The sequence below is a fragment of the Pseudomonas sp. D3-10 genome, assembly GCF_051132175.1.
Taxonomy (GTDB): domain Bacteria; phylum Pseudomonadota; class Gammaproteobacteria; order Pseudomonadales; family Pseudomonadaceae; genus Aquipseudomonas.
In genome coordinates this window covers 2,102,253-2,119,461 of record NZ_CP071668.1, presented here as the reverse complement: position 1 = coordinate 2,119,461, position 17,209 = coordinate 2,102,253, and the positions used below count along the sequence as shown (strand labels likewise).

22 protein-coding genes are annotated in these 17,209 nt (G+C 59.8%); 2 read left to right on the top strand and 20 right to left on the bottom strand.

Translation table 11 applies throughout. From position 1 onward, the window contains the following. Window positions 1–224: 224 nt before the first annotated feature. The 4 genes from J3P90_RS09740 to J3P90_RS09725 all read right to left on the bottom strand — a co-directional run bounded on the left by J3P90_RS09740 (window position 225) and on the right by J3P90_RS09725 (window position 5,291). Entirely contained in the window at window positions 225–3,779 is a 3,555-nt protein-coding gene (locus tag J3P90_RS09740) for a host specificity protein J (protein WP_434676238.1), read from the bottom strand. Between the two features lie 56 nt (window positions 3,780–3,835). Beyond that, entirely contained in the window at window positions 3,836–4,396 is a 561-nt protein-coding gene (locus J3P90_RS09735) for a tail assembly protein (protein ID WP_434676559.1), read from the bottom strand. An 87-nt stretch (window positions 4,397–4,483) separates the two neighbouring features. Further along, a complete protein-coding gene (locus J3P90_RS09730) occupies window positions 4,484–4,828 on the bottom strand; it encodes a hypothetical protein (protein WP_434676237.1) in 345 nt (114 codons plus the stop codon). A gap of 88 nt (window positions 4,829–4,916) precedes the next feature. After that, entirely contained in the window at window positions 4,917–5,291 is a 375-nt protein-coding gene (locus J3P90_RS09725; protein WP_434676236.1) for a DUF2513 domain-containing protein, read from the bottom strand. 180 nt (window positions 5,292–5,471) lie between these two features. Here J3P90_RS09725 and J3P90_RS09720 point away from each other — a divergent pair, with 180 nt between their 5' ends. Both J3P90_RS09720 and J3P90_RS09715 read left to right on the top strand, forming a co-directional pair. Further along, window positions 5,472–5,741, top strand: coding sequence for a hypothetical protein (locus J3P90_RS09720; RefSeq protein WP_434676235.1), 270 nt, complete (start codon window positions 5,472–5,474; stop codon window positions 5,739–5,741). A gap of 80 nt (window positions 5,742–5,821) precedes the next feature. Beyond that, window positions 5,822–6,055, top strand: a complete 234-nt coding sequence (locus J3P90_RS09715; protein WP_434676234.1) for a hypothetical protein — start codon at window positions 5,822–5,824, stop codon at window positions 6,053–6,055. Here the strand turns inward: J3P90_RS09715 and J3P90_RS09710 are convergent. From J3P90_RS09710 to J3P90_RS09635, 16 genes are all read right to left on the bottom strand, one after another. Beyond that, complete coding sequence (locus tag J3P90_RS09710) at window positions 6,035–6,199, bottom strand: hypothetical protein (RefSeq protein WP_434676233.1); 165 nt, start codon at window positions 6,197–6,199, stop codon at window positions 6,035–6,037. The genes J3P90_RS09715 and J3P90_RS09710 overlap by 21 nt on opposite strands. 26 nt (window positions 6,200–6,225) lie before the next feature. Next, window positions 6,226–6,990 carry a C40 family peptidase gene (locus J3P90_RS09705; protein WP_434676232.1) on the bottom strand — a complete coding sequence of 255 codons (765 nt, stop codon included), beginning with the start codon at window positions 6,988–6,990 and terminating at the stop codon, window positions 6,226–6,228. A 2-nt stretch (window positions 6,991–6,992) separates the two neighbouring features. Next, window positions 6,993–7,742: a phage minor tail protein L gene (locus J3P90_RS09700; protein ID WP_434676231.1), complete on the bottom strand. Its 750-nt coding sequence runs from the start codon at window positions 7,740–7,742 to the stop codon at window positions 6,993–6,995. A 9-nt stretch (window positions 7,743–7,751) separates the two neighbouring features. Beyond that, window positions 7,752–8,090, bottom strand: a complete 339-nt coding sequence (locus J3P90_RS09695; RefSeq protein WP_434676230.1) for a phage tail protein — start codon at window positions 8,088–8,090, stop codon at window positions 7,752–7,754. Next, the gene (locus J3P90_RS09690) at window positions 8,090–11,059 is read right to left on the bottom strand and encodes a phage tail tape measure protein (protein ID WP_434676229.1); all 2,970 of its coding nucleotides are present in this window, start codon (window positions 11,057–11,059) and stop codon (window positions 8,090–8,092) included. Before J3P90_RS09690 ends, J3P90_RS09695 begins: the two co-directional genes overlap by 1 nt. Before the next feature lie 10 nt (window positions 11,060–11,069). Continuing rightward, window positions 11,070–11,363: a DUF1799 domain-containing protein gene (locus J3P90_RS09685; protein WP_434676228.1), complete on the bottom strand. Its 294-nt coding sequence runs from the start codon at window positions 11,361–11,363 to the stop codon at window positions 11,070–11,072. A 17-nt stretch (window positions 11,364–11,380) separates the two neighbouring features. After that, a complete protein-coding gene (locus tag J3P90_RS09680) occupies window positions 11,381–11,764 on the bottom strand; it encodes a phage tail assembly chaperone (RefSeq protein ID WP_107322553.1) in 384 nt (127 codons plus the stop codon). 3 nt (window positions 11,765–11,767) lie between these two features. Then, a complete protein-coding gene (locus J3P90_RS09675) occupies window positions 11,768–12,421 on the bottom strand; it encodes a phage tail protein (protein ID WP_434676227.1) in 654 nt (217 codons plus the stop codon). Between the two features lie 72 nt (window positions 12,422–12,493). Continuing rightward, window positions 12,494–12,910, bottom strand: a complete 417-nt coding sequence (locus tag J3P90_RS09670) for a phage tail terminator-like protein (protein WP_434676226.1) — start codon at window positions 12,908–12,910, stop codon at window positions 12,494–12,496. Beyond that, complete coding sequence (locus J3P90_RS09665; protein ID WP_434676225.1) at window positions 12,907–13,560, bottom strand: hypothetical protein; 654 nt, start codon at window positions 13,558–13,560, stop codon at window positions 12,907–12,909. The genes J3P90_RS09670 and J3P90_RS09665 overlap by 4 nt, the downstream gene beginning before the upstream one ends. Continuing rightward, window positions 13,557–13,919, bottom strand: a complete 363-nt coding sequence (locus J3P90_RS09660; RefSeq protein ID WP_434676224.1) for a hypothetical protein — start codon at window positions 13,917–13,919, stop codon at window positions 13,557–13,559. Before J3P90_RS09660 ends, J3P90_RS09665 begins: the two co-directional genes overlap by 4 nt. Window positions 13,920–13,970: 51 nt before the next feature. Next, entirely contained in the window at window positions 13,971–14,300 is a 330-nt protein-coding gene (locus J3P90_RS09655) for a helix-turn-helix domain-containing protein (protein ID WP_434676223.1), read from the bottom strand. A 93-nt stretch (window positions 14,301–14,393) separates the two neighbouring features. Further along, entirely contained in the window at window positions 14,394–14,897 is a 504-nt protein-coding gene (locus J3P90_RS09650) for a DnaT-like ssDNA-binding protein (RefSeq protein ID WP_434676222.1), read from the bottom strand. 50 nt (window positions 14,898–14,947) lie between these two features. Next, entirely contained in the window at window positions 14,948–15,538 is a 591-nt protein-coding gene (locus tag J3P90_RS09645) for a hypothetical protein (protein WP_434676221.1), read from the bottom strand. A 74-nt stretch (window positions 15,539–15,612) separates the two neighbouring features. Continuing rightward, the gene (locus J3P90_RS09640; RefSeq protein ID WP_434676220.1) at window positions 15,613–16,182 is read right to left on the bottom strand and encodes a hypothetical protein; all 570 of its coding nucleotides are present in this window, start codon (window positions 16,180–16,182) and stop codon (window positions 15,613–15,615) included. Window positions 16,183–16,230: 48 nt separating this feature from the next. Then, window positions 16,231–17,199 carry a major capsid protein gene (locus J3P90_RS09635; RefSeq protein ID WP_434676219.1) on the bottom strand — a complete coding sequence of 323 codons (969 nt, stop codon included), beginning with the start codon at window positions 17,197–17,199 and terminating at the stop codon, window positions 16,231–16,233. Window positions 17,200–17,209: the final 10 nt, after the last annotated feature.

Sequence of the window (17,209 nt, the reverse complement as noted above, 5' to 3'; positions counted from 1 at the left end):
TGAGATAACCTCAGTTTCAAGTTGTTTGTCTGTACCATCTACCCACCCCCCGATTGGGACGACGAACGCCGCCCCGTTTGTAGGGGTTAAGCCGGGTACTGAGATTGTCTGGAAAGTCTTGGAATTGCTTCCAGTAACAACACCGCTATAAACAACCCGCATCGTGAACGACGATGGATCTAAGGTGACGTTTCCATTTTCATCCCGGATTTCCAGCCCATAAGTCATGCCGAGAGGTCTCCAAGCTGCACCCGCTTGACGCCGTTCTGGTCATAGACCTTGATAGCACGGTTGGTCATGGTCAGGCGTCCGCCACCAGGTGCTGGACCGTTGAACTCCAGGTTTCCGGCTTTATCCAAGCGCCAGCCCTGCGAGCCGGCAACGTAGTTATCCGATTGCAGGTACTGGCCGATCTTCAGCATCGTGATGCTGCCGTCCTGGATGAAGGCCGAGTTCATGAACACCTGGCCGCCCTGCACCGCGAACGGAACCGAGATTGCGCCGCCGGCAATGGTGTTGACGATGGCGAATCGATCCGCGCTCACCAGGAACTGGCTTTGCAACGTACCGCCAACGTTCTCGATCCCGAGGCCGATACCTGCCGCGACATACTGCCCATTCGCGTTGAGCTGCATCTTCACCGACCACATCGTGCCCAGCTTACCGCTGGTGTCGGCATAGGCTTCGGACGTCTGCTGGATCGCTGCCGAGTTGTCACCGACCTTCACGCTCAACTGATCGATCTTCGTCGCCGTCGCCGATTCGTTCGTGGCCACCACCTCTTCAAGCGTGGTGAGGTTCGCCTCGTTCTCGCCAATCTTCGCGTCCAAGGTTGTCATCCGGCGCGCGGATGCCTCGCTCTCGCTGGCTCGAACACTGCTTTCTGTTGCAATGGCGGCGGTGCTGGTCCATCCCTTCAGCGCATCCGCTAGATCCCCCTCCCCATCGTCCTCGCGCCAAGAAGCCCTCAGCGCTTGAAAGGAGGAAGCGGTTGCCTCAAGGTCGGTGATGCTGGTCGTATTGGTCGCCACCTGCTGCGCCAGGCCATTTGCTGTTTCGAGCAAGTCACCAATATCCTCCCAATAAAGCGGGTTTGGTGGCGGCGTATCGACAGGTACGTCCCGGAGCGCTTGGTAGATATGTCCGTCTCCCACGATCATCTGCCCCTTGAGGTAGGTCTGATCGGACTCGTAACCTTTCAGGCCGTCCAATGCATCGATCTGGTCTTGAAGGCCGGGAATCTTATTGATCTCGTCCCGCAACTGGTCGCTGAGCTCGGTTTCGCCAATTTGGCCGGCGATCAGGTCGAGAACTGGCCCAGCGTCAGCGCTGGACTGGCCTTGGACGCCAATCCCTACCGGATACCACGGCCCAACGTTACCGATCCGATCCACTAGGCGCGCCCAGAAATAGAACGTCACCCCGGCGGCCAGACCGAGCAGGGAGAAATCGCTCTGCGGGTACGCCAAATCGGTTAGTTTGGTCGATGCCTCCTGATCGGTGGTTGGGCCGTACCAGATCTCCGTGCGCTGTGTGTCTTCGGCGCCAGCGGGGAAGCCCCACTTGAGGTAGATGCCGAACAGCAGCGGAGTTGCCGTAAGGAACGAAACCGCAGGCGGCAAGCCCTCCTTGCCCGAGAGGTTGGTCAGTATCGAGTTACGCCAAATCGACGAGATGTCGAAACCGCTCACCGCACGCACGCGAGCCACGTAGGCACCCGCATAGATGCCCTCTACGTCTACGCTGGTCGTGCCGGCGCGCTGGACCTTGATCCAGTTGCCGCTGTCCTTGCGCCATTCGACGTCATACGCCACAGCCCCCTCAACGGCGGGCCAGGTGATTGTCATAGTGGCGACAGCCAACCCCTGGGAGACGACAGAGTTCGACGTCAGCGTGACGCTCGCAGGCGCCGGGACCACGCTGATCGGTATTGCGCTGATTGGACGCTCTTCCAGTCGGGCGCCGGTATCGATAAAGGCGAACTTGCTCGGCTCGTACTGCAGGGCGCTGATTTCGAAGTCACCCTCGGTGGTGCGCTTTGTCCTCAGCACGCGATAAAGCGGAATCGCCAGGTCATCGGCATCGAGCGCCCATTGAAGCTGTGCCCGAGGCATCTCGCTGTAGGCCACCGTGACGGTCACCGCCCGACCGGCGACACTCTGCACGGTGCGGCCTTCGGCGCGCCCGCCGGGGAGATTGATGATCAGCCGATCGCCCGCCTTCGCCAGGGTGTCGCGATCAAGGGTTACAACGCGACCGGCCGCTGCTGAGATACGGCCGCCAATTTCCCGGCCGGCCAGCAGCGAGTCCGCCACGGGGATAATGTGCCCCGGGAGCGGGATCACGCCCTCCATGCCGGTCTTGAAGGTGACGGTCCGGTCCAGGTTGTTGCTGAGGATCGCCCACTTGCCCCGGCGCTGGGCCTCGGAGGCACGCGTGCAGCCTATGGCACTGAGTTCGGTCGGCCGGTCGCCATAGCGGCGCTGAAGGTCCAGGTCCGAGAACGGAATGACGTCGGTATCGAAATTGTTCGCCGGGTTGTCGTAGCTGACCAGAGCCCGGGTGTACCGGGTCTTGGCCGAGGCGCTGCCGTACGAGAACTTCCCATCAATGACGTTGGCCCGGGTGAAGACGTAGTCGAAGTCCTGGGCGCGCGGCATATCGGCTTGCATGATCAGCTGGCCCTGGGCCCAGTAGGTCATGCCTCGGTAAATACCGGAGATGTCCCGCAGCAGCGTCCAGGCGTCGGCCTTGCCTTGCAGGTTCATGTCGCAGAGGAAGCGCGGCTCGTTACCGCCCAGGCCATTCGGAACAAGCTGGTCGCAATACTGCGCGATCCGGTACAGCTCCCACTTGTCGACCATGAACGTCTTGATGCGCTTGCCCAGGCCGAAACGGTCCTCGGTGCAAATCCCGTACGTGATCCAGGCAGGGTTATTCGTCCAGGCCAGCTTCATGCTGCCGTCCCAAGTGCCGGTGTAGGTGCGGGCGATTGGGTCGTAGTTGCTCGGGACCTGCCACTTCCGGGCCTTGCACTTCACGGTGACGGCCGGGATGTTGGTGAACTGCTCGGCATCGAACTCAATGTACAGGAGCGCGGTGTTCGGGTAGCGAAGCTTCGCGTCGATCACCTCAGTGAAGCCGGCGATCAACATGGTGTCTGCGATCTTATTGCTGTTCTGGTTGGGTGTCAGGCGGCGGACGCGGATCAGCCAGCCAGTGGTGGCCTCCGGCAGGTCAACGCGGTTCGTGCGCTCGTAACGGGTGGTGGTCTTCCCATCAACGGCATCGGCGAGAACCTGCTGATAAGGCCCGCCGTCGGTAGAGACGTCGATGGCGTACTCGATCCGGTAGCCGCCAATGTTGCCTTGATCATCCTGGCGCTGAAGCGCGGGCCAGGCGAACCGCAGGCGCACCGCAGAGAGCTGGATGTTCGTGACCGACCGGACCCACGGCGCATCGCTGCGCAGCTCGATGTTCAGCGAGGTCTCGTTCTCGACCGACGGAATTCCTGGGATGTAGGTCTGATCGACCGAGCCCGAGCGCCAGTCCCATTTCACGTTCGGGAAGTTGACGTTCCCGCTGGCGTCTTTGATCGGCGTGTTGTCCAGGTAGATGTCGGCCGCCGTCGGCACGCCTTCGAATTCACCCTCCCCTACAGCGATCAGCAGCTTCGCCAGGTTCGTAGAACGCAGGCTGTCCCGGGCTTCGGTCGGTGACTTCGGCTTGCTGCTGCCGCCCTTCTCGCCGTGGATATCGATCTTGCGTGCTGCGCCCATGCTTTCCTCCAGGCGAAAAAAACCGCCTCATGGGCGGCCTGCTTGCTGCTGTGTGGTTACGCTTTGTCTTCGGCGTAGATGCTCGCGCTGATGATCATCCCGCCCCACCGGCGCTCGCCGATGCAGATCGGGACCGGGTTACCGCTGGCGGTGGTGTTCTTGGCGCTACCGAAGGCGTAGGACGGGGCGTTCTCAGGTCCAGCGCTCTGCTTGAGGCCAGAGGCCTGGGGGCTGAGCATCTGGATGACGCCGCCTGCGACGAGAGCAATGCCCACCGGCGCCAAGGCCTGGAATCCAGGAATGAACGAGGCAGCAATGAGCACCGCCCCGACAATTGTCTGAAGCAACCCGGCGCGCTTACTGCCCGAGATCACCGGCACAATCCGAATTTCCTCGGCACCACCCAGCGTGAACTCCTTTTCCGCGACGTTCTTCCGGTTTCGAAAGATTGCGAACCTCATGCCTCGGCGTTCCAGATCCTTGATAGCGACGTCGAAGCCATCAAGCGTGCATTTCAGCGCTTTAAACGCTTCACCGACCGACTTGCTCCCAAGTTCGCGACGGTGGACCCGTCCAAACAATTTGATGAGCGGACCCGAAAGCAGGATGGTGGTCATTGTTGGATGGCTGTAATTGATCGCTGTCACGGTTTTCTCCGGGCATGAAAAAGCCGCCCGGAGGCGGCTTGGTGTACTTCATTTCGTTTACAGACAGCCTCTCACTGCCTGCTCCATATCACCCCGGCCATATCCCGGGGCCCAGGCCATGCGCTGGTACAGCTTTACAGCACTGCCCTTGGACGTCTTGCGGATGCTCAGCAATTCGTCGGTCATGTTGTTGGTCGCTGCGATGAGCCGGTACCCATACTCCGTCTCGGACATGGTCACGTCGCTGCGCGCGTCCTGCCATCTCGGGAGGACGCAAAGCGCATAACGCTTCGGGTCCTTCGCTGTGCTGGCTGAAATGCTTGGATCCTTTGATTCCAGGTCGCCCGGGGAAACACACCCCGCCAACAAAGCAACAGCTACCGCACCTACGAATAATTTCATCTCGGTCCCTCGCTTGGATTTGGCGAGACTCTATCACCAACGAGGGAGCAACATAAAAGCCCCGCCTGGATAAGGCCCATTGTAAACGTTATGGCAGATCAACTCCCAGTTTGTCCTTGAGCATCTGCTTGCAATAGGCCTTGCCGATCTCAACTAGGAATCCAAGTCCGGCGACTCCAGATTTCTCTGCGCCCTCTTTTGTCCGCCGCCATATTTCTGGATCTCGAATTGCATCAAGGAACTCATGCCCCTTATAGGTAAGGCGGGTAGGCTGCCACTCAAAACTATTCATCCCGCCAAGGCTTGTTCCAGATAGCAGGTTGGCTTCATCCAATATCATGACGTGGTAGGAGACTTCCTGCGCGGACCACCCTTTAATATCGAGTTTGAGCCACCCATTTGGCTTGTCGTATGCCTCTACGGCTAGCAAGATCTCACGCACCAACTCTTTATCGAGCTTCATTGCACATCATTCCTTGGGGAAAGCCCCATCGTATCAGTCCTGCCGCGACCCAACACCGCCTACTGGCCAGGCATCCAGCATGGACAAAAGCTCAGTAGATGAATTGGATCCAGACGTAGTAGCTTTTTGATGGCTGCCGCTCCTCAGTGGCTGAACTTGAAACGGCTTAAGGACAAAACGATGTTCGATGATGATGCTGAAGACACCCGCGCCCGTGCAGAGCAAGGCAAGAAAAACGAACAATTTCGCGACCTTTTCATGAGCGTCAAGATGGAGATTGCGGATGATGCCAGATCGGGCTCACTGAAAACCATTGTCAGACTTAGCAGCTCGGACGTTGAGTTTGTTGAGGTATTAACCGAAAGACTTGAGGATGAGGGCCGGAAAGTTCGTTACGAAGAGGACTCCCGCAAGCTGCACATCGACTCAAGTGAGATCGGCGAAGAATAGGCCCGTCCCCAGTCCTTTGCCTGCAAGCCCAAGGACTGGGATTGCGCCAGTTTCGGCGCGTATTACGCAAGGAGAGTGAAATGAGCAAAACTGCTGAGCAACGCCTGGACGAACTTGAAATTGTTGTACGAACGTTGATCCTGTTCAATCAAAACGCCGTGACCACGCTGAGTAAGCGAGTAACCGAAGGCAACCCAGGAATTGCCAGAGTCCTCGCGCAGGATCTAGCTACTCTGAAATCGCGCGGTTACGAAAACATCGACAATGAGCTGCATGACAGTTTTGTCGACAGCTTAATCGCAGGGATCAATTAAAACCCCGATCCCGGCCGCATAAAGCTTACCGCTGCGCTCGCATTTCTTCATGATTACGCGCCAGCGGTCTGCCAGACCTTGCCTGGAATTGCCGCTGTCAATCTTTATCTTTTCACGTTCCGCCACTCCAAAAACCTTGTTCATACTCATCTCCTGCGGACTTCGCCGCATCATGTGGTTGGCTGTGCATCTTTGTGTCTGAGGATAAGGCGTGTTCTGTCCAGCCACGGCCCACCAAAGACGATGATTTCGCTCGGGCGCCCGTACAGGTGGTGCAGCAGGAAGGGCCCGGGGCCGAAGGTTTCGGCGCGCTCGCCAGGCAGAGCCGGGTCACCGGCGAGAAAAATCCCCGCATGGTTCGGGTGAACCGTACGGCCAACCTCCATCACGATCATGTCACCACGCTGCGGCTGATCGACCCGATAGAACCCGGCAGCCTCGTAGTTCGCCTCGTACAGACTCGCGTTGTCCTTGCTCTCCCACCAGCCGTCGGCGCGCTTGAAGGCTTCGAACTCAAGCCCCCACTCGCGTCTGTACCAATCGGCGCAGACCTGCCAGCAGTCCCATGCGCCGTGGACGAATGGGCGTTTCAGCAGGGGTGTCTCGCCGGTGGGTACCACTGTTCTGATGTCTCCCTCGGGCCAGCTAAGAATGTGCCAGGGCATGCCGGTCGCTTCGCACATCGCCAGGTCACGCGGTGACGGCCTGCTGGTAGCGTCCGGGTGCGAGTGAACAATGCCGATCACCTCGCCCAGGTTTTCAGCCTCGGCATATTCCTCCGGATCGATGCGGAACTCTTCGTTCGGCTCGGTCGCGGTATTGGTACAGGGGAAATACTGCTGCTTCCGCCCTAGAGCCAGAAGCAGCCCGCAGCATTCTTTCGGGTACTCGGCCGCCGCGTGCGCCTGGATCGCGCTCAAAATGTGCTTACGCATGGTCAGCTCCGACTTATGAGAGACACAGCGGGGAATCCCCCGAATGGCAAGGCGTTGCCCTCGCCGAATCGCGGGATGCATCCCCGGCCCAGCGTGGCATCGCACTCGTCCAGCTCAGGGTTATCGGTGACCACACCATCCTTCGTCAAGTAGGGCCCGGTGTAGCCGCAATTCGGGCCGCGGTAGCCGCCAGTGAGGCACCAGTGGCACAGCGTTGTAGCCTGTCGCCCGATGGACTCGCCGCCCACGTCGCCCGGGCTGGCAAGCTCCCAGGTAACCGTCTCCCCGTCCTCGTTCGTTTTCTGGTCGATGTACCAGACCTCGATCGTCTCCTGGGTTGGGTCTGCTTGGGGATTGCCGCCGGGGAAGTTTGCTGCGTCCAGGTACGTGCCCAGCGTGTGGCGCATGGTCAGCTTGAATTCGAGCAGGTCGTCGAAGGCTAGGCACAGGGCTGTGATCCGGCCATTGACGTTACCCACCGATAGCGTGGGGCGAATCGCTGTGCCGTCGCCGTTGGATTCGATGCCGTCAATCTGCATCGGCCAGGCGCTGTACTCGTTGCCTTGCCAGTAGATCGGCTTTGCGGGCAGCTCATCGGCCGCGGCGCCGGCGGCGATCAGCTCGGCAGGCGTATGCGGAATGGCGTGCCCATGGAAGCGCAGGATGTCCGCACCGTAGTCGGAGCCGTCCAATTCGAAGAGCAGCACTTCGCTGCCAGGCTCAAGAACCTGGATGTCACTGATCAGCGGCATGGTTGCTCCTTATGGTTGGAAGGCCCGGTTAAATGTGGCCGTGAGTTTGAAAACTCCGCCCCCTACAGGGGTGGGAGTGGGATTCACGCAGAAAAATAGGCCAAGCTGACCCAGCGGCGTAGTCCATAGGAAGGCTTTTTCGCCGGCGTGCCGGTCGAGAAAGTCCATGATCTCCTGCACCCTGGCGCGTGACCCGGTGTAAGTGATCGGATAGGAGTCTTCCTTGTTGTTCGGACCGTCGCCGGCGACCTGTTTGTAGCCGTCGCCGAACTGCGCGGTGCGCACCCGATAGTTGATCTCGGGTGCGTCTCCGTGCTGGGTTGGCCAAGTGAACGTTTCGATAGCCATCAGCCCCTCCCGTTGATAACGCGCCAAATGGCGCCGCCTGGTTGTAAGCCACGAGCAATTGCCGTTTCCGCCTCGGTCTTGGCTGCTTGCTGGATACCCCTGCCAAGCTGCGTCGTGTCCTCCGTGGTTGTGGCGCCGCCGTCACCGGTGGTCTGGACAGAAACAGCGACCGGGAAGTTGTAGACGTTCCCGCCGCCACTCCCGCCGCTGCTGATGGCCCGAACGCCTAACTGGCCGCCGGCCGTGCGGGTCAAAGGCATGATCGCCTCCTCCCCCGCCTCACCCATCACCCCTATACCGCCGCCGGCCATGCCGAACGCTGTCGGCTTGCTGACGATGGAGTTGGTGAAGGCTGCTCCATTGGCGAACATCTGCACGCCGCCCGACCAGGCACCGCCCTTGGCCTGAATGCTGCCTGGGGTGAAGCCGGATAGGTCACCTGAGTATCCGGCCTGGGTCGAGCCTGCGGAGGTCGCGCCGCCGCCACCAGTGAAGTAGTTGGTCGCAGCCCCCACCAGACTGCTGAGAAGCGCTGAACTGGCCTGCCTGGTGGCGATCCGCGCCATGTCCGCCAAAATCGACTTGGTGAAGTCCGCAAACGAGAACTTTCCAGTCATGGCGAAGTTGACGACCGCGTCCTCCATCGAACTGAAGGCATTGGTAAACAGGTCTCGCGTCTGTCCGGCAACGTTGCGGGCGCTCTCCAGGTAGTTGCTGAAGGCCGAGGTCGCACCTTTGCGCCAGTCGCCTTGTGCCTCCGACAGCTGCTCGTAGTTGCTGAGCACTGTTTCGCTCAGGTCCTTCTCGCTTTTGTTGATGGCGTCCAGCTTGGCCTGGTACTCCTCGGCGCTCATGTTGCGCGCCTTATCCGCTTTGTCGCGAGCCAGGTCCAGGCGCTGCTGGTTGGCTCGGTCGGAGATGCCGTTCAGCTCGCCATTGATGGCGTTCTCACGATCACCACGACCTACGCCATCCGCCGCACGGCTGCCAGCGCGCCGCAGGGCGACGTTCTGCTGGTCCAGGGCATCGGTGTAGCTCTTGATGGCCTGGGCCTGCTTGGCGAGCCTGCCCTGCTCGTTGGTCGCGATGACTTCGAGCTCGCTGTCGGCCTCCTTCTGCGCCTTGACCATATTGGCGCGGGCGTCGGCGATCTTCTGATCCAACTGGATGCGCTGGGCCGCCGAAGTGCTGGCCTTCCCTTTCGTCGCTTCGAGCGCGGCGATCTCGGCCTGATAAGCAGCCGTGACTTCGTCCCGCTCGTTGCCGATCAAGGCCTGGCGCTTGAGCAGGTAGTCTTCCTGGCTGACCAGTCCGGCCTTCTGCGCCGCTTCCAGCTCCTTTTGCGCGTTTTTGTACTCGCCGAGGATCAGCGACAGCTGGTTTTTCGAGTTGTTGAACTCGGTCAGGTTTAATGCGCCGGCCGGACCGGCGGCCTTTTTATTGGCATCCGCAATCTGCTTGTTAACGCGTGCGACCGCGGTCTCGTACTGCTTCTGTAGATCAGGCGTGTACGTGTTGTTGGCGATGTTCTTCTGGCGGGCCTTGTCCAGCTCGACAAGCTTCTTCTCGAGCTTCCGAACGTGGGATTCCGCTGCATCGGCCTCGCGACCAATGAGCTGCATGCCGCTGACGGCCGCCTCCTGGCGCTGCTGATCCTGCTGCTTAGCCTGAGCACGGTTGCGGCGCTCTTGCTCCTCTAGCATCAGCGAAGCCCTTTCGGCCTCAATCTGAGCAGCCCCCCGACCGCCGCCGCCGCGCGGCCCAGCACCAAGCCGGGAAGCATTGGCCGCTGCCTGCTCAAGCTCCGCCAGCTTTTCCTCATAGGTAGCTTCGCGACCGATATCAAGTGCCGAGTCCCACGCCCACTTGGCGGCCTTGGCGACCTTGTTCCAGGCGCCTTCGATCAGCCCCAAGCGCTGGGTGATTTGATCCCCGCGCGACTGGATAGCATCAGCGAACGCATCGGTTGCCAGCCTTACGGCGGCTGCCTGCTCGCCCTGTTTCTCCAGGGCCACGATCTGCTCGTAGACCGAGGCCGTCAGATAGTGATACTGCTCGTTGAGCTTTATCGACGCGGCGACAGGCTCCTTGGCGATCGAGGCGAACTGAGAAACCGTTTCCTCGACAGCCTTGCCCGTGGCCTCTTCCATGGTCAGGGCGGCCTTGGTGATCTCCTCAAAGCTGTAGGCCGCAATATTTCCGCTGCCTGCCAGTTGAGCGAGAACCGCCGCCGCTGCGCCGGTCGTGCCAACCGTTGAGCTGACCTGCTTTGCCAGGGATGCGAGGCCATCCGCCGTGGTCCCAGCATAGTTGCCGGTCAGGATCAGCGATTTGTTGTACTCGTCCGCCTCTTTGCTGCCTTGGTAGTAGGCGAGACCCAGCGCAGCAGCTGCGGCGGCGGCCAGGGTGAACGGATTCACCAGGCCGAGCACGTAACCGCCGAGCGCTTTCGCTGCAGGGCCAATGCCGCCGAACATATCTTTCAGCTGGCCGCCCTGTTGGAGTAGGACAGTCAGCGGAGCCTGACCACCTTGCAGCGACACGGCGATGTCAGTGAATTGCGCAGGCACGCCCCTTAACGCGGCAGCAGTCTGCTTGGCGGTGTTCCCGGTACGGGTGAGCGAGTCGTCAAAACGGCCCAGGTTAGACCGAGACTGATCGATCTTGGCCTGGTATTCGCTGAAGGTCGATGCGTCGAGCGCGCCGAGCTTCTTCTGCTTCGCCAGCTTGCTTTCGAGTTCATCCAGCCGGCCCAGAGCCTTTACAGTCGGGTCGATCTCGCCGAGCAGGTCGCCCAGCTCGTCCTTCTGCTTCTTGATCGAGGCCGTGGCCTTGTCAGCGCCACGGGCAACGCCTTCGGCAGCCTTCTCCGCACGGGCACCCGCCGCGGTGAGCTTGTCGAGGTCGGAGCTCGCCTGCGCAGCATCGGTCGAATCGACCTTGATGCCGAGTTCAGCAATAGAAGTCATGCGGGCTCCGTTATTTCGATTCGCTCATCACGAGCATGGCTTCTGCTTCCATGACGCGGACGTCGTGAAAGGCTTCTGAGAGTTCGCGCCGCTTGATGCCCAGCATGCTGGCGACCGGTGGGAGTGCGGTGTAATCCAGGCCAGAGGCCCCGCCCATGCCCGTGCGCCACTGAGTCGACATCGCTTCGAAGAGGCGGAAGGCCGGCCAGTTGTCCGGCCAGACCTCATACTCTTCATCTGGGATGTCGGCGAGCGTCATGCCGAAGGCCGCCAGGTCCGCCTCGGACGGCCCCGGTTCGTACATGACGCGGGCGGCGCCGCTCAGTTTCCCAGGCGGGCCGGGTTGTAGGCGCTCTGGTACGCATCCAGAACGGCTTGAGGTGCGCCGATGCATGTGGTGACCAGTGCCGTCAGGGATTCATCCGACAGCTTCTCGTCGAAGGCCCAGCCCGCAACGATGTCTCGGAGCTGGGCTACCTGAATGCCGATCTCCGAGGCCGTGGCCTCCTGCCAGCTCAAGCCATCCTCCTTGACCTTGTTGGCATGCTCGTCGCGTGCGCTGTTCCATTTGTCAAAGAGCGCAGAGAGAGCCAAGCGATCCAAGTACTTGAACTCGAACTCTACGTCTTCAGGCTTACCACCCACGCGGGGAATGGCGACCTTTGTCTTGAAGGTCGGGTTTTGGGAAATCTTGATCTTCGCCATGGGTTACACCGCCGCCGCGTAACGGGTAGGCCGGCCAGCCAGCGACAGGCTGATGACTCGGGTCATCAGGTTGTTACGGGACAGGGCCGGGGTCGAAGTGATGGTCACGTAGGCGTTGTAGAGGATACTGTCGCCATTCGGCAGGTTTAGGCGCAATACGCGGGTAGCCTTGTCCTCGTCGGCAGTTTCGACCACGGCCACGTACGGCAGCGCCGGGTCATCGGCCACGGTAACGGACATGCTGATCGGGTTCTTAGTGGTCGGGATCTGGCGATCATCATCGTCAGCCAAGAAGCCGAACGTCAGGAACTGCTGGTCGCCGCCGCTGGTGGTCACGTCCGTAATTTGCGAGATCTCGACGAAACCAGTCACCTCACGCACCGAGCCAGTGCCGGAGCCCGCCGGGTATGGCTGCAGGTTGGTGGTATTGATGTTTTCCAGCGCGAAGGTACCGGTATCGCTGTCGGATACCCGGGCGGCGCGGTCGTTGAGCCGGGTCCAGCCCGAGGTCACAGCAATGATGTCGCCGTCAGTAAGGCCGTGAGCCGCGGCAGTCGCCACAGCCGGGTTTGCATTGCTCAGCGCTGTCACTGGGATGGCAGCGCCGTAGGTTGCGGCAATTTCAAGGGTTGCGCCGTTGGGGAGTCGAAAGCCCATGGTTGTGTTTCCTCTGTGCAGAAATGACAAAACCCGCTCAATGGCGGGTTCAGGGGTTGCCCAACGGGCGGATTAGTTGGTGTCAGCGCGGTACTGGAACGAGGCGGACACCGTGAAGGTGTTGCCGTCTGGAATTCCTGGGCCTGGCGCAACTGGCGTCATCACCAGGGCGACCAGTCCGCCGCGCGGGATGCGCAGGTTCAGCGGGAACAGCGCAGCCAGCTCGTCGACGATGCCGCTGGCCTCGGTCCGGTACTTGCCGGAGGAGGTAACGATGTTGATCTGAAACACGCCGGTGTACAGCCGGTGGTCTCCGCTCAGCGTGTTGCTGTCTGTGATTGCAGGCAGCGTGAAGGCACGAAGGTAAGTCACACCATCGGTTGGCGTGTAGGTCTCGTTCTCCACCACCACCTTTAGCGGCGTGGCGCGAACCTTGGCCCAAGCCAGCAGGCGCGACTCGAAGGCCGCGGCGATTATGCTATGACTCATACCCTGTGCTTCCTTACCGCTTCATCAACAATCTGCTGGAAGCGAGCGAGAGTTACCCGAACCATGCCGTTCGGAGCCTGGGTGCTGTGCCCATATTCCAAAGGGATGCCGTAGGGGAGATTATTGACGATATATGCGGTCTGCCCAGCCGTTAACGATGTCACCTGGCCTCTCAGTAGAGCCAAGGACATGCGACCAGAGGGGTCTATTGTGTCAAGCACGCCATCGGCTGGCGCATCAATCGAAAACTGCCAATTCCCACGGAAGCGACCACCTACATAGTCTTTCCCGGCAACCAAACCGTTCACGTTGAAATTCTGCTCGCGTTCGGTCTTGGTCAACGGCTTGGCATACTTCACGCCGCGCTTCAGGTTTCCAGACTTGGTGAAGTTGCTATCGGTCAGGTTGATGACCGTGTTGCGCACCGAAACCTTAAAGTCATAGTCATCTGCCGCAGCGACATTCTTCGACCGAAAAGCTACGTTCGAAGCCCATAGCTCTTGATTCCCAACCGGCGACATGAGGATCAGCGAGCCGCCTATCTCGATGATTATTTCCCTGAAGCTGGCGTCCATCGCCTCTCTCGCACCCTCGGCGAAGGCGCTAATCTGTTCCGCGAAGCTGCCCTGCTGTCCTGCGTACTTGTTCATGAGCGCACCTGCAACTCGTACACCAACGGAGTGCCGGCCGGGTTTATCTCCTTGAAGTTAATCACCGTCCACGTTTTGCCCTGGACATCGGCTTTGATCAACGGCTTGGGCTTCCATGCCATGCCCAACGCTGCGACCTTCAGCTTCTTGTCGCCACGCACGATCAAGGTGTCATTCTGGAATTCAAGGCCCGTGAAGTCGAGCAAGATGCCTTGAGCGGTTTGCTCAACCACCACTTCCCCGCCGTTCGGGTTGTCAGGGTCATACTCGGGGGGCTGTATGTCGCGCAATGTCACTGGCTGGCCGAATTTAGCGATCAGTTCGAGAGCCAACGCGGCCATTTTGTTGTAGAAGGCCATGCTCACCTCATAAAAAAACCCGCCATAAGCGGGTTCAGTCGAATGTTTTTATCAGGCAGTGCCAAGCGTTACCTTTGCGAAACCGCGGCGCTTTAGCTCCTCAAGTAATTCTTCCACCGTTGCCTCCGTAAGCGTAACCGCGTCCTCAAATTCGTCCATAACCTCGGACGATGGTGCGACCAACTCAGATCCTGGAAAGAGAATTTTGTTTAGCTTAAGCCAGCTATCCGGCTCTGGCACGTGGACGCGGCGCTCATACAAACCGACCATTCCCTCGAAAAAACCGGCTGCCAAGGACAGTTCTTTCTGAGTCATGTTTGCAGCTTTACGAGCAGAGCGCAGGCTTTCGGTAAAGTTTTTAGCGTTAGGGTTAGGTAGCATCGCTGAGGCCTGATGATAGTGGGTGTGTCGTTCATGATACCCACTTTTTACGCAGCGTCAACTGATGATTCACTGTGTTTTATCAATTTATAGCTATACCCTCACAGCAAATAATCCGCGCTTCAGCAGATAGTCTGCGAATTGCGTGCGACTGGGCCGGTCAGGCGCCGCCGGCAACAGCTTGCCGCTGGTGTTGGAGATCGTCGCGTATTCGACATCGACCGCACCCTCAACCCTTTCACGGGTAACCGCGCCCTTGCGCTGGTCGATAGGGTCAATGTCGTCTGCGTGAATCTCGGCAGCCAAAGCCATCTGCCCATACGGGATTCGCGCGGGCAGGTAATTTCTGGGCTTGAGTTCGCAATCCAGCTCAATGTCACGACGCGGCCATGCAAGGGCCTGGGTGGTGGTCATCTTCTTGCCTTTCCACGTCATGCCGTCCATTGCCAGCGCAGACCGACGAAGCAGCGCCTCTTGGGTTGGAACGTCAGCCGGAATGACGACGCCGAACTTCACGGCATAGAGCGCGAGATCCTCGGCGCTTGCGTAGCTTTCAGCGTCCGGCTTGCCGGTGCCGTCCTCAATAATGAGTGTCATTGATTAACTCGCGGGCTGAGTGTCGATGATGGAGGATACCTTGGGGCGAGTCAGCTGAGGGCTATCGCCGTGATCAACCCGTCCACGACGGTAAAGGTGGCCTTGTCTACGTAGGTGCCGGTCACCGCAACGGTTCTAACCATCGAATCCCAAACGATAGTTGCTGTGCCACCGTCTTGCGGAACGACAGTGGTGATGTCGCCGCCACTGACGGTGGGTACCAAGGAAAGGGTTTTCCCGTCGCTCGCGGCGATTACCAGGTCCATTTGCGAAAGGTGCTTGATGATTGCCACATCGCCCGGCGCCGTGATCTTGGCTACCGCGTTTCCAACAACTGATGCGGTCGCGTTACCCATTACCGCGCCATCAAAATCATGAAGCGGTATGGCGTCAGCATCCTCAACGATTGCTGAACCGGCCGGAAGCGCTGCACCCGACCAGACCGCGACGTCACTGTAGATGTCAGGGACCGAACCGGAGACAAAGTCAGCACGCTCGCGGTTATCGCCGAACTTGAGGGCGTCTTCATCAGCCCCGCTGCGCACCAGCACCTCAAATTGCCCGCCCAGCAGGCTGGCGATTTGAGAAAGCTCCGCAGAACTCGGCGTCACGGCCTCGGTGAAGTAGATGACTCTTTGCATTGGTGCTGCCTCCTGGGGCCTGCTCATCTAGCACTGATTGATCTGGCAGAGCTGGTGCTGGAAACCATCCAGCGTTATTCCTGGGGCAGTTCAGCCACAAGTTTTTCCAGCGCTTCCCGAGAAGCATTCGCCCGAAACGACACGTTGGCTTGGCTGAGCTTTGCCTTCATTGCTTCGATCTCAGCATCACCGCCGGCGGCCTTCAGAGTTGCGAGCTTATCGAGCAGGTCAGCATTCTCCTGCGCGAGCCGAACAGCCTTGTCGGCCTCGCCGTCGCGCTCGTTGCGCAGGCTCAGCACGCCAGCATTGACCGCCTCGAACACCTGAAACAGGCGCTCAGCGATAGGACCAAGTTCGCCGACTGGGCGTGATAGCTTTTGATCAGCGAACAACTCGACGATGACGCCGACAGATTCAAGTTCGGCGCGGAATGAATCGATATCGACGCTGGAGCTCCCGCCACCGACCAGAAGCACCCGAGGCGACTCCTTGACCGTCACCGTAGGAACAGACTCAGCCGCATCTTCACGGCTCTCGGTCACGTTCGCGTCAATGATGACCAGTCCGCGCTCCTTGGCGAGCGCCTTCACATCCTCCTGGTACTGATGAAACGGCCCAGGCAGGTACCAAATCTTATTGCTCATGTCGCATCCTCACCGGGCCGAGCGCTAGGCCCGACCCGGTATCAGTGGTTACTTGGACGCATCACCAATCAACGCAACACCGGCGGTGTGCTTGATCGACGTGGCGGTCTTGTCCCAGTTGGTGCCGGTGGCCAGCGCGGCATCGCTTGGTGACTTGCCGCCGGCGGTGGTGTCCCAGGTGTAGCCGCGCATACCCAGACCGAAGGTGTAATCCACCTGCAGAGTGGTTTCGATACGCTCTTTACCGTTGGTGGTCTGGACGTTGCTGATCATGTCTCGACCGTCGTGAACCAGCGCAGCGCCCTGAACCAAGGAGAGGATGATCTCCTTGTTCGGAGTGCCGGTTTGCATCAGGGCAGGCGCGTCGGTAACGACCGAGATTTTGCCCAGGATGTCGATCACGCGAACATTGCCGGCCTGGAACAGTTGCTCAGCGTTGGTGAGGGCCTGACCGATCAGCTTGTGATATGTCGTGCCCTGCATCACCTGAGTGATCAGGTTCTGGCTGGCGTCACCGAACTTGGCGTGAGTGTTGTTGAGCGCCACTTGGCTGATGCCGGCGCTGGCCGACACGTCATTGGTGGCAGCCGCCTGGGCGGTGATGGCTGCGACCAGAGCGGCAATGGCAGTGTTCAGCTGATCCTTGAGCAGGATCTCGGCAAACGCACGGCTCGCCACTTCAACGCCCTGGGCGGTTGGACGCTCCAGCCAGGTCATCTGCGAAGGCTCGTAGCGAATCGGGCCGAAGCCGCCGGCGACCTTGACCGAAGAGTTCTTCAGTTCGGTCAGGTCGGTGATCGGCGCCACGCCATTGGCAGCGTAACGGTCAACGCGGCGCTGGGCAGCGGCCAGGGTTTGGAAGAACGACTCCTGCAAGAAGTCGCCAGTGAAGCCGTCGGGAGACAGCACGATCGCACCACGGCTGGCAGCGTTGAACGCCACCAGCATCTGATCGAGCGTCTCGATGGTCGCCGGCATGATGTATTCGTTGAAAACCTGCATTTGCGACAGGGACATGAGGGTATTT

Bases quoted from the DNA above. Each gene is read 5' to 3' on its own strand.
- J3P90_RS09740 (WP_434676238.1), bottom strand. From the start codon at position 3,779: ATGGGCGCAGCACGCAAGATCGATATCCACGGCGAGAAGGGCGGCAGC.
- J3P90_RS09735 (WP_434676559.1), bottom strand. From the start codon at position 4,396: ATGACCACCATCCTGCTTTCGGGTCCGCTCATCAAATTGTTTGGACGG.
- J3P90_RS09730 (WP_434676237.1), bottom strand. From the start codon at position 4,828: ATGAAATTATTCGTAGGTGCGGTAGCTGTTGCTTTGTTGGCGGGGTGT.
- J3P90_RS09725 (WP_434676236.1), bottom strand. From the start codon at position 5,291: ATGAAGCTCGATAAAGAGTTGGTGCGTGAGATCTTGCTAGCCGTAGAG.
- J3P90_RS09720 (WP_434676235.1), top strand. From the start codon at position 5,472: ATGTTCGATGATGATGCTGAAGACACCCGCGCCCGTGCAGAGCAAGGC.
- J3P90_RS09715 (WP_434676234.1), top strand. From the start codon at position 5,822: ATGAGCAAAACTGCTGAGCAACGCCTGGACGAACTTGAAATTGTTGTA.
- J3P90_RS09710 (WP_434676233.1), bottom strand. From the start codon at position 6,199: ATGAACAAGGTTTTTGGAGTGGCGGAACGTGAAAAGATAAAGATTGAC.
- J3P90_RS09705 (WP_434676232.1), bottom strand. From the start codon at position 6,990: ATGCGTAAGCACATTTTGAGCGCGATCCAGGCGCACGCGGCGGCCGAG.
- J3P90_RS09700 (WP_434676231.1), bottom strand. From the start codon at position 7,742: ATGCCGCTGATCAGTGACATCCAGGTTCTTGAGCCTGGCAGCGAAGTG.
- J3P90_RS09695 (WP_434676230.1), bottom strand. From the start codon at position 8,090: ATGGCTATCGAAACGTTCACTTGGCCAACCCAGCACGGAGACGCACCC.
- J3P90_RS09690 (WP_434676229.1), bottom strand. From the start codon at position 11,059: ATGACTTCTATTGCTGAACTCGGCATCAAGGTCGATTCGACCGATGCT.
- J3P90_RS09685 (WP_434676228.1), bottom strand. From the start codon at position 11,363: ATGTACGAACCGGGGCCGTCCGAGGCGGACCTGGCGGCCTTCGGCATG.
- J3P90_RS09680 (WP_107322553.1), bottom strand. From the start codon at position 11,764: ATGGCGAAGATCAAGATTTCCCAAAACCCGACCTTCAAGACAAAGGTC.
- J3P90_RS09675 (WP_434676227.1), bottom strand. From the start codon at position 12,421: ATGGGCTTTCGACTCCCCAACGGCGCAACCCTTGAAATTGCCGCAACC.
- J3P90_RS09670 (WP_434676226.1), bottom strand. From the start codon at position 12,910: ATGAGTCATAGCATAATCGCCGCGGCCTTCGAGTCGCGCCTGCTGGCT.
- J3P90_RS09665 (WP_434676225.1), bottom strand. From the start codon at position 13,560: ATGAACAAGTACGCAGGACAGCAGGGCAGCTTCGCGGAACAGATTAGC.
- J3P90_RS09660 (WP_434676224.1), bottom strand. From the start codon at position 13,919: ATGGCCTTCTACAACAAAATGGCCGCGTTGGCTCTCGAACTGATCGCT.
- J3P90_RS09655 (WP_434676223.1), bottom strand. From the start codon at position 14,300: ATGCTACCTAACCCTAACGCTAAAAACTTTACCGAAAGCCTGCGCTCT.
- J3P90_RS09650 (WP_434676222.1), bottom strand. From the start codon at position 14,897: ATGACACTCATTATTGAGGACGGCACCGGCAAGCCGGACGCTGAAAGC.
- J3P90_RS09645 (WP_434676221.1), bottom strand. From the start codon at position 15,538: ATGCAAAGAGTCATCTACTTCACCGAGGCCGTGACGCCGAGTTCTGCG.
- J3P90_RS09640 (WP_434676220.1), bottom strand. From the start codon at position 16,182: ATGAGCAATAAGATTTGGTACCTGCCTGGGCCGTTTCATCAGTACCAG.
- J3P90_RS09635 (WP_434676219.1), bottom strand. From the start codon at position 17,199: ATGTCCCTGTCGCAAATGCAGGTTTTCAACGAATACATCATGCCGGCG.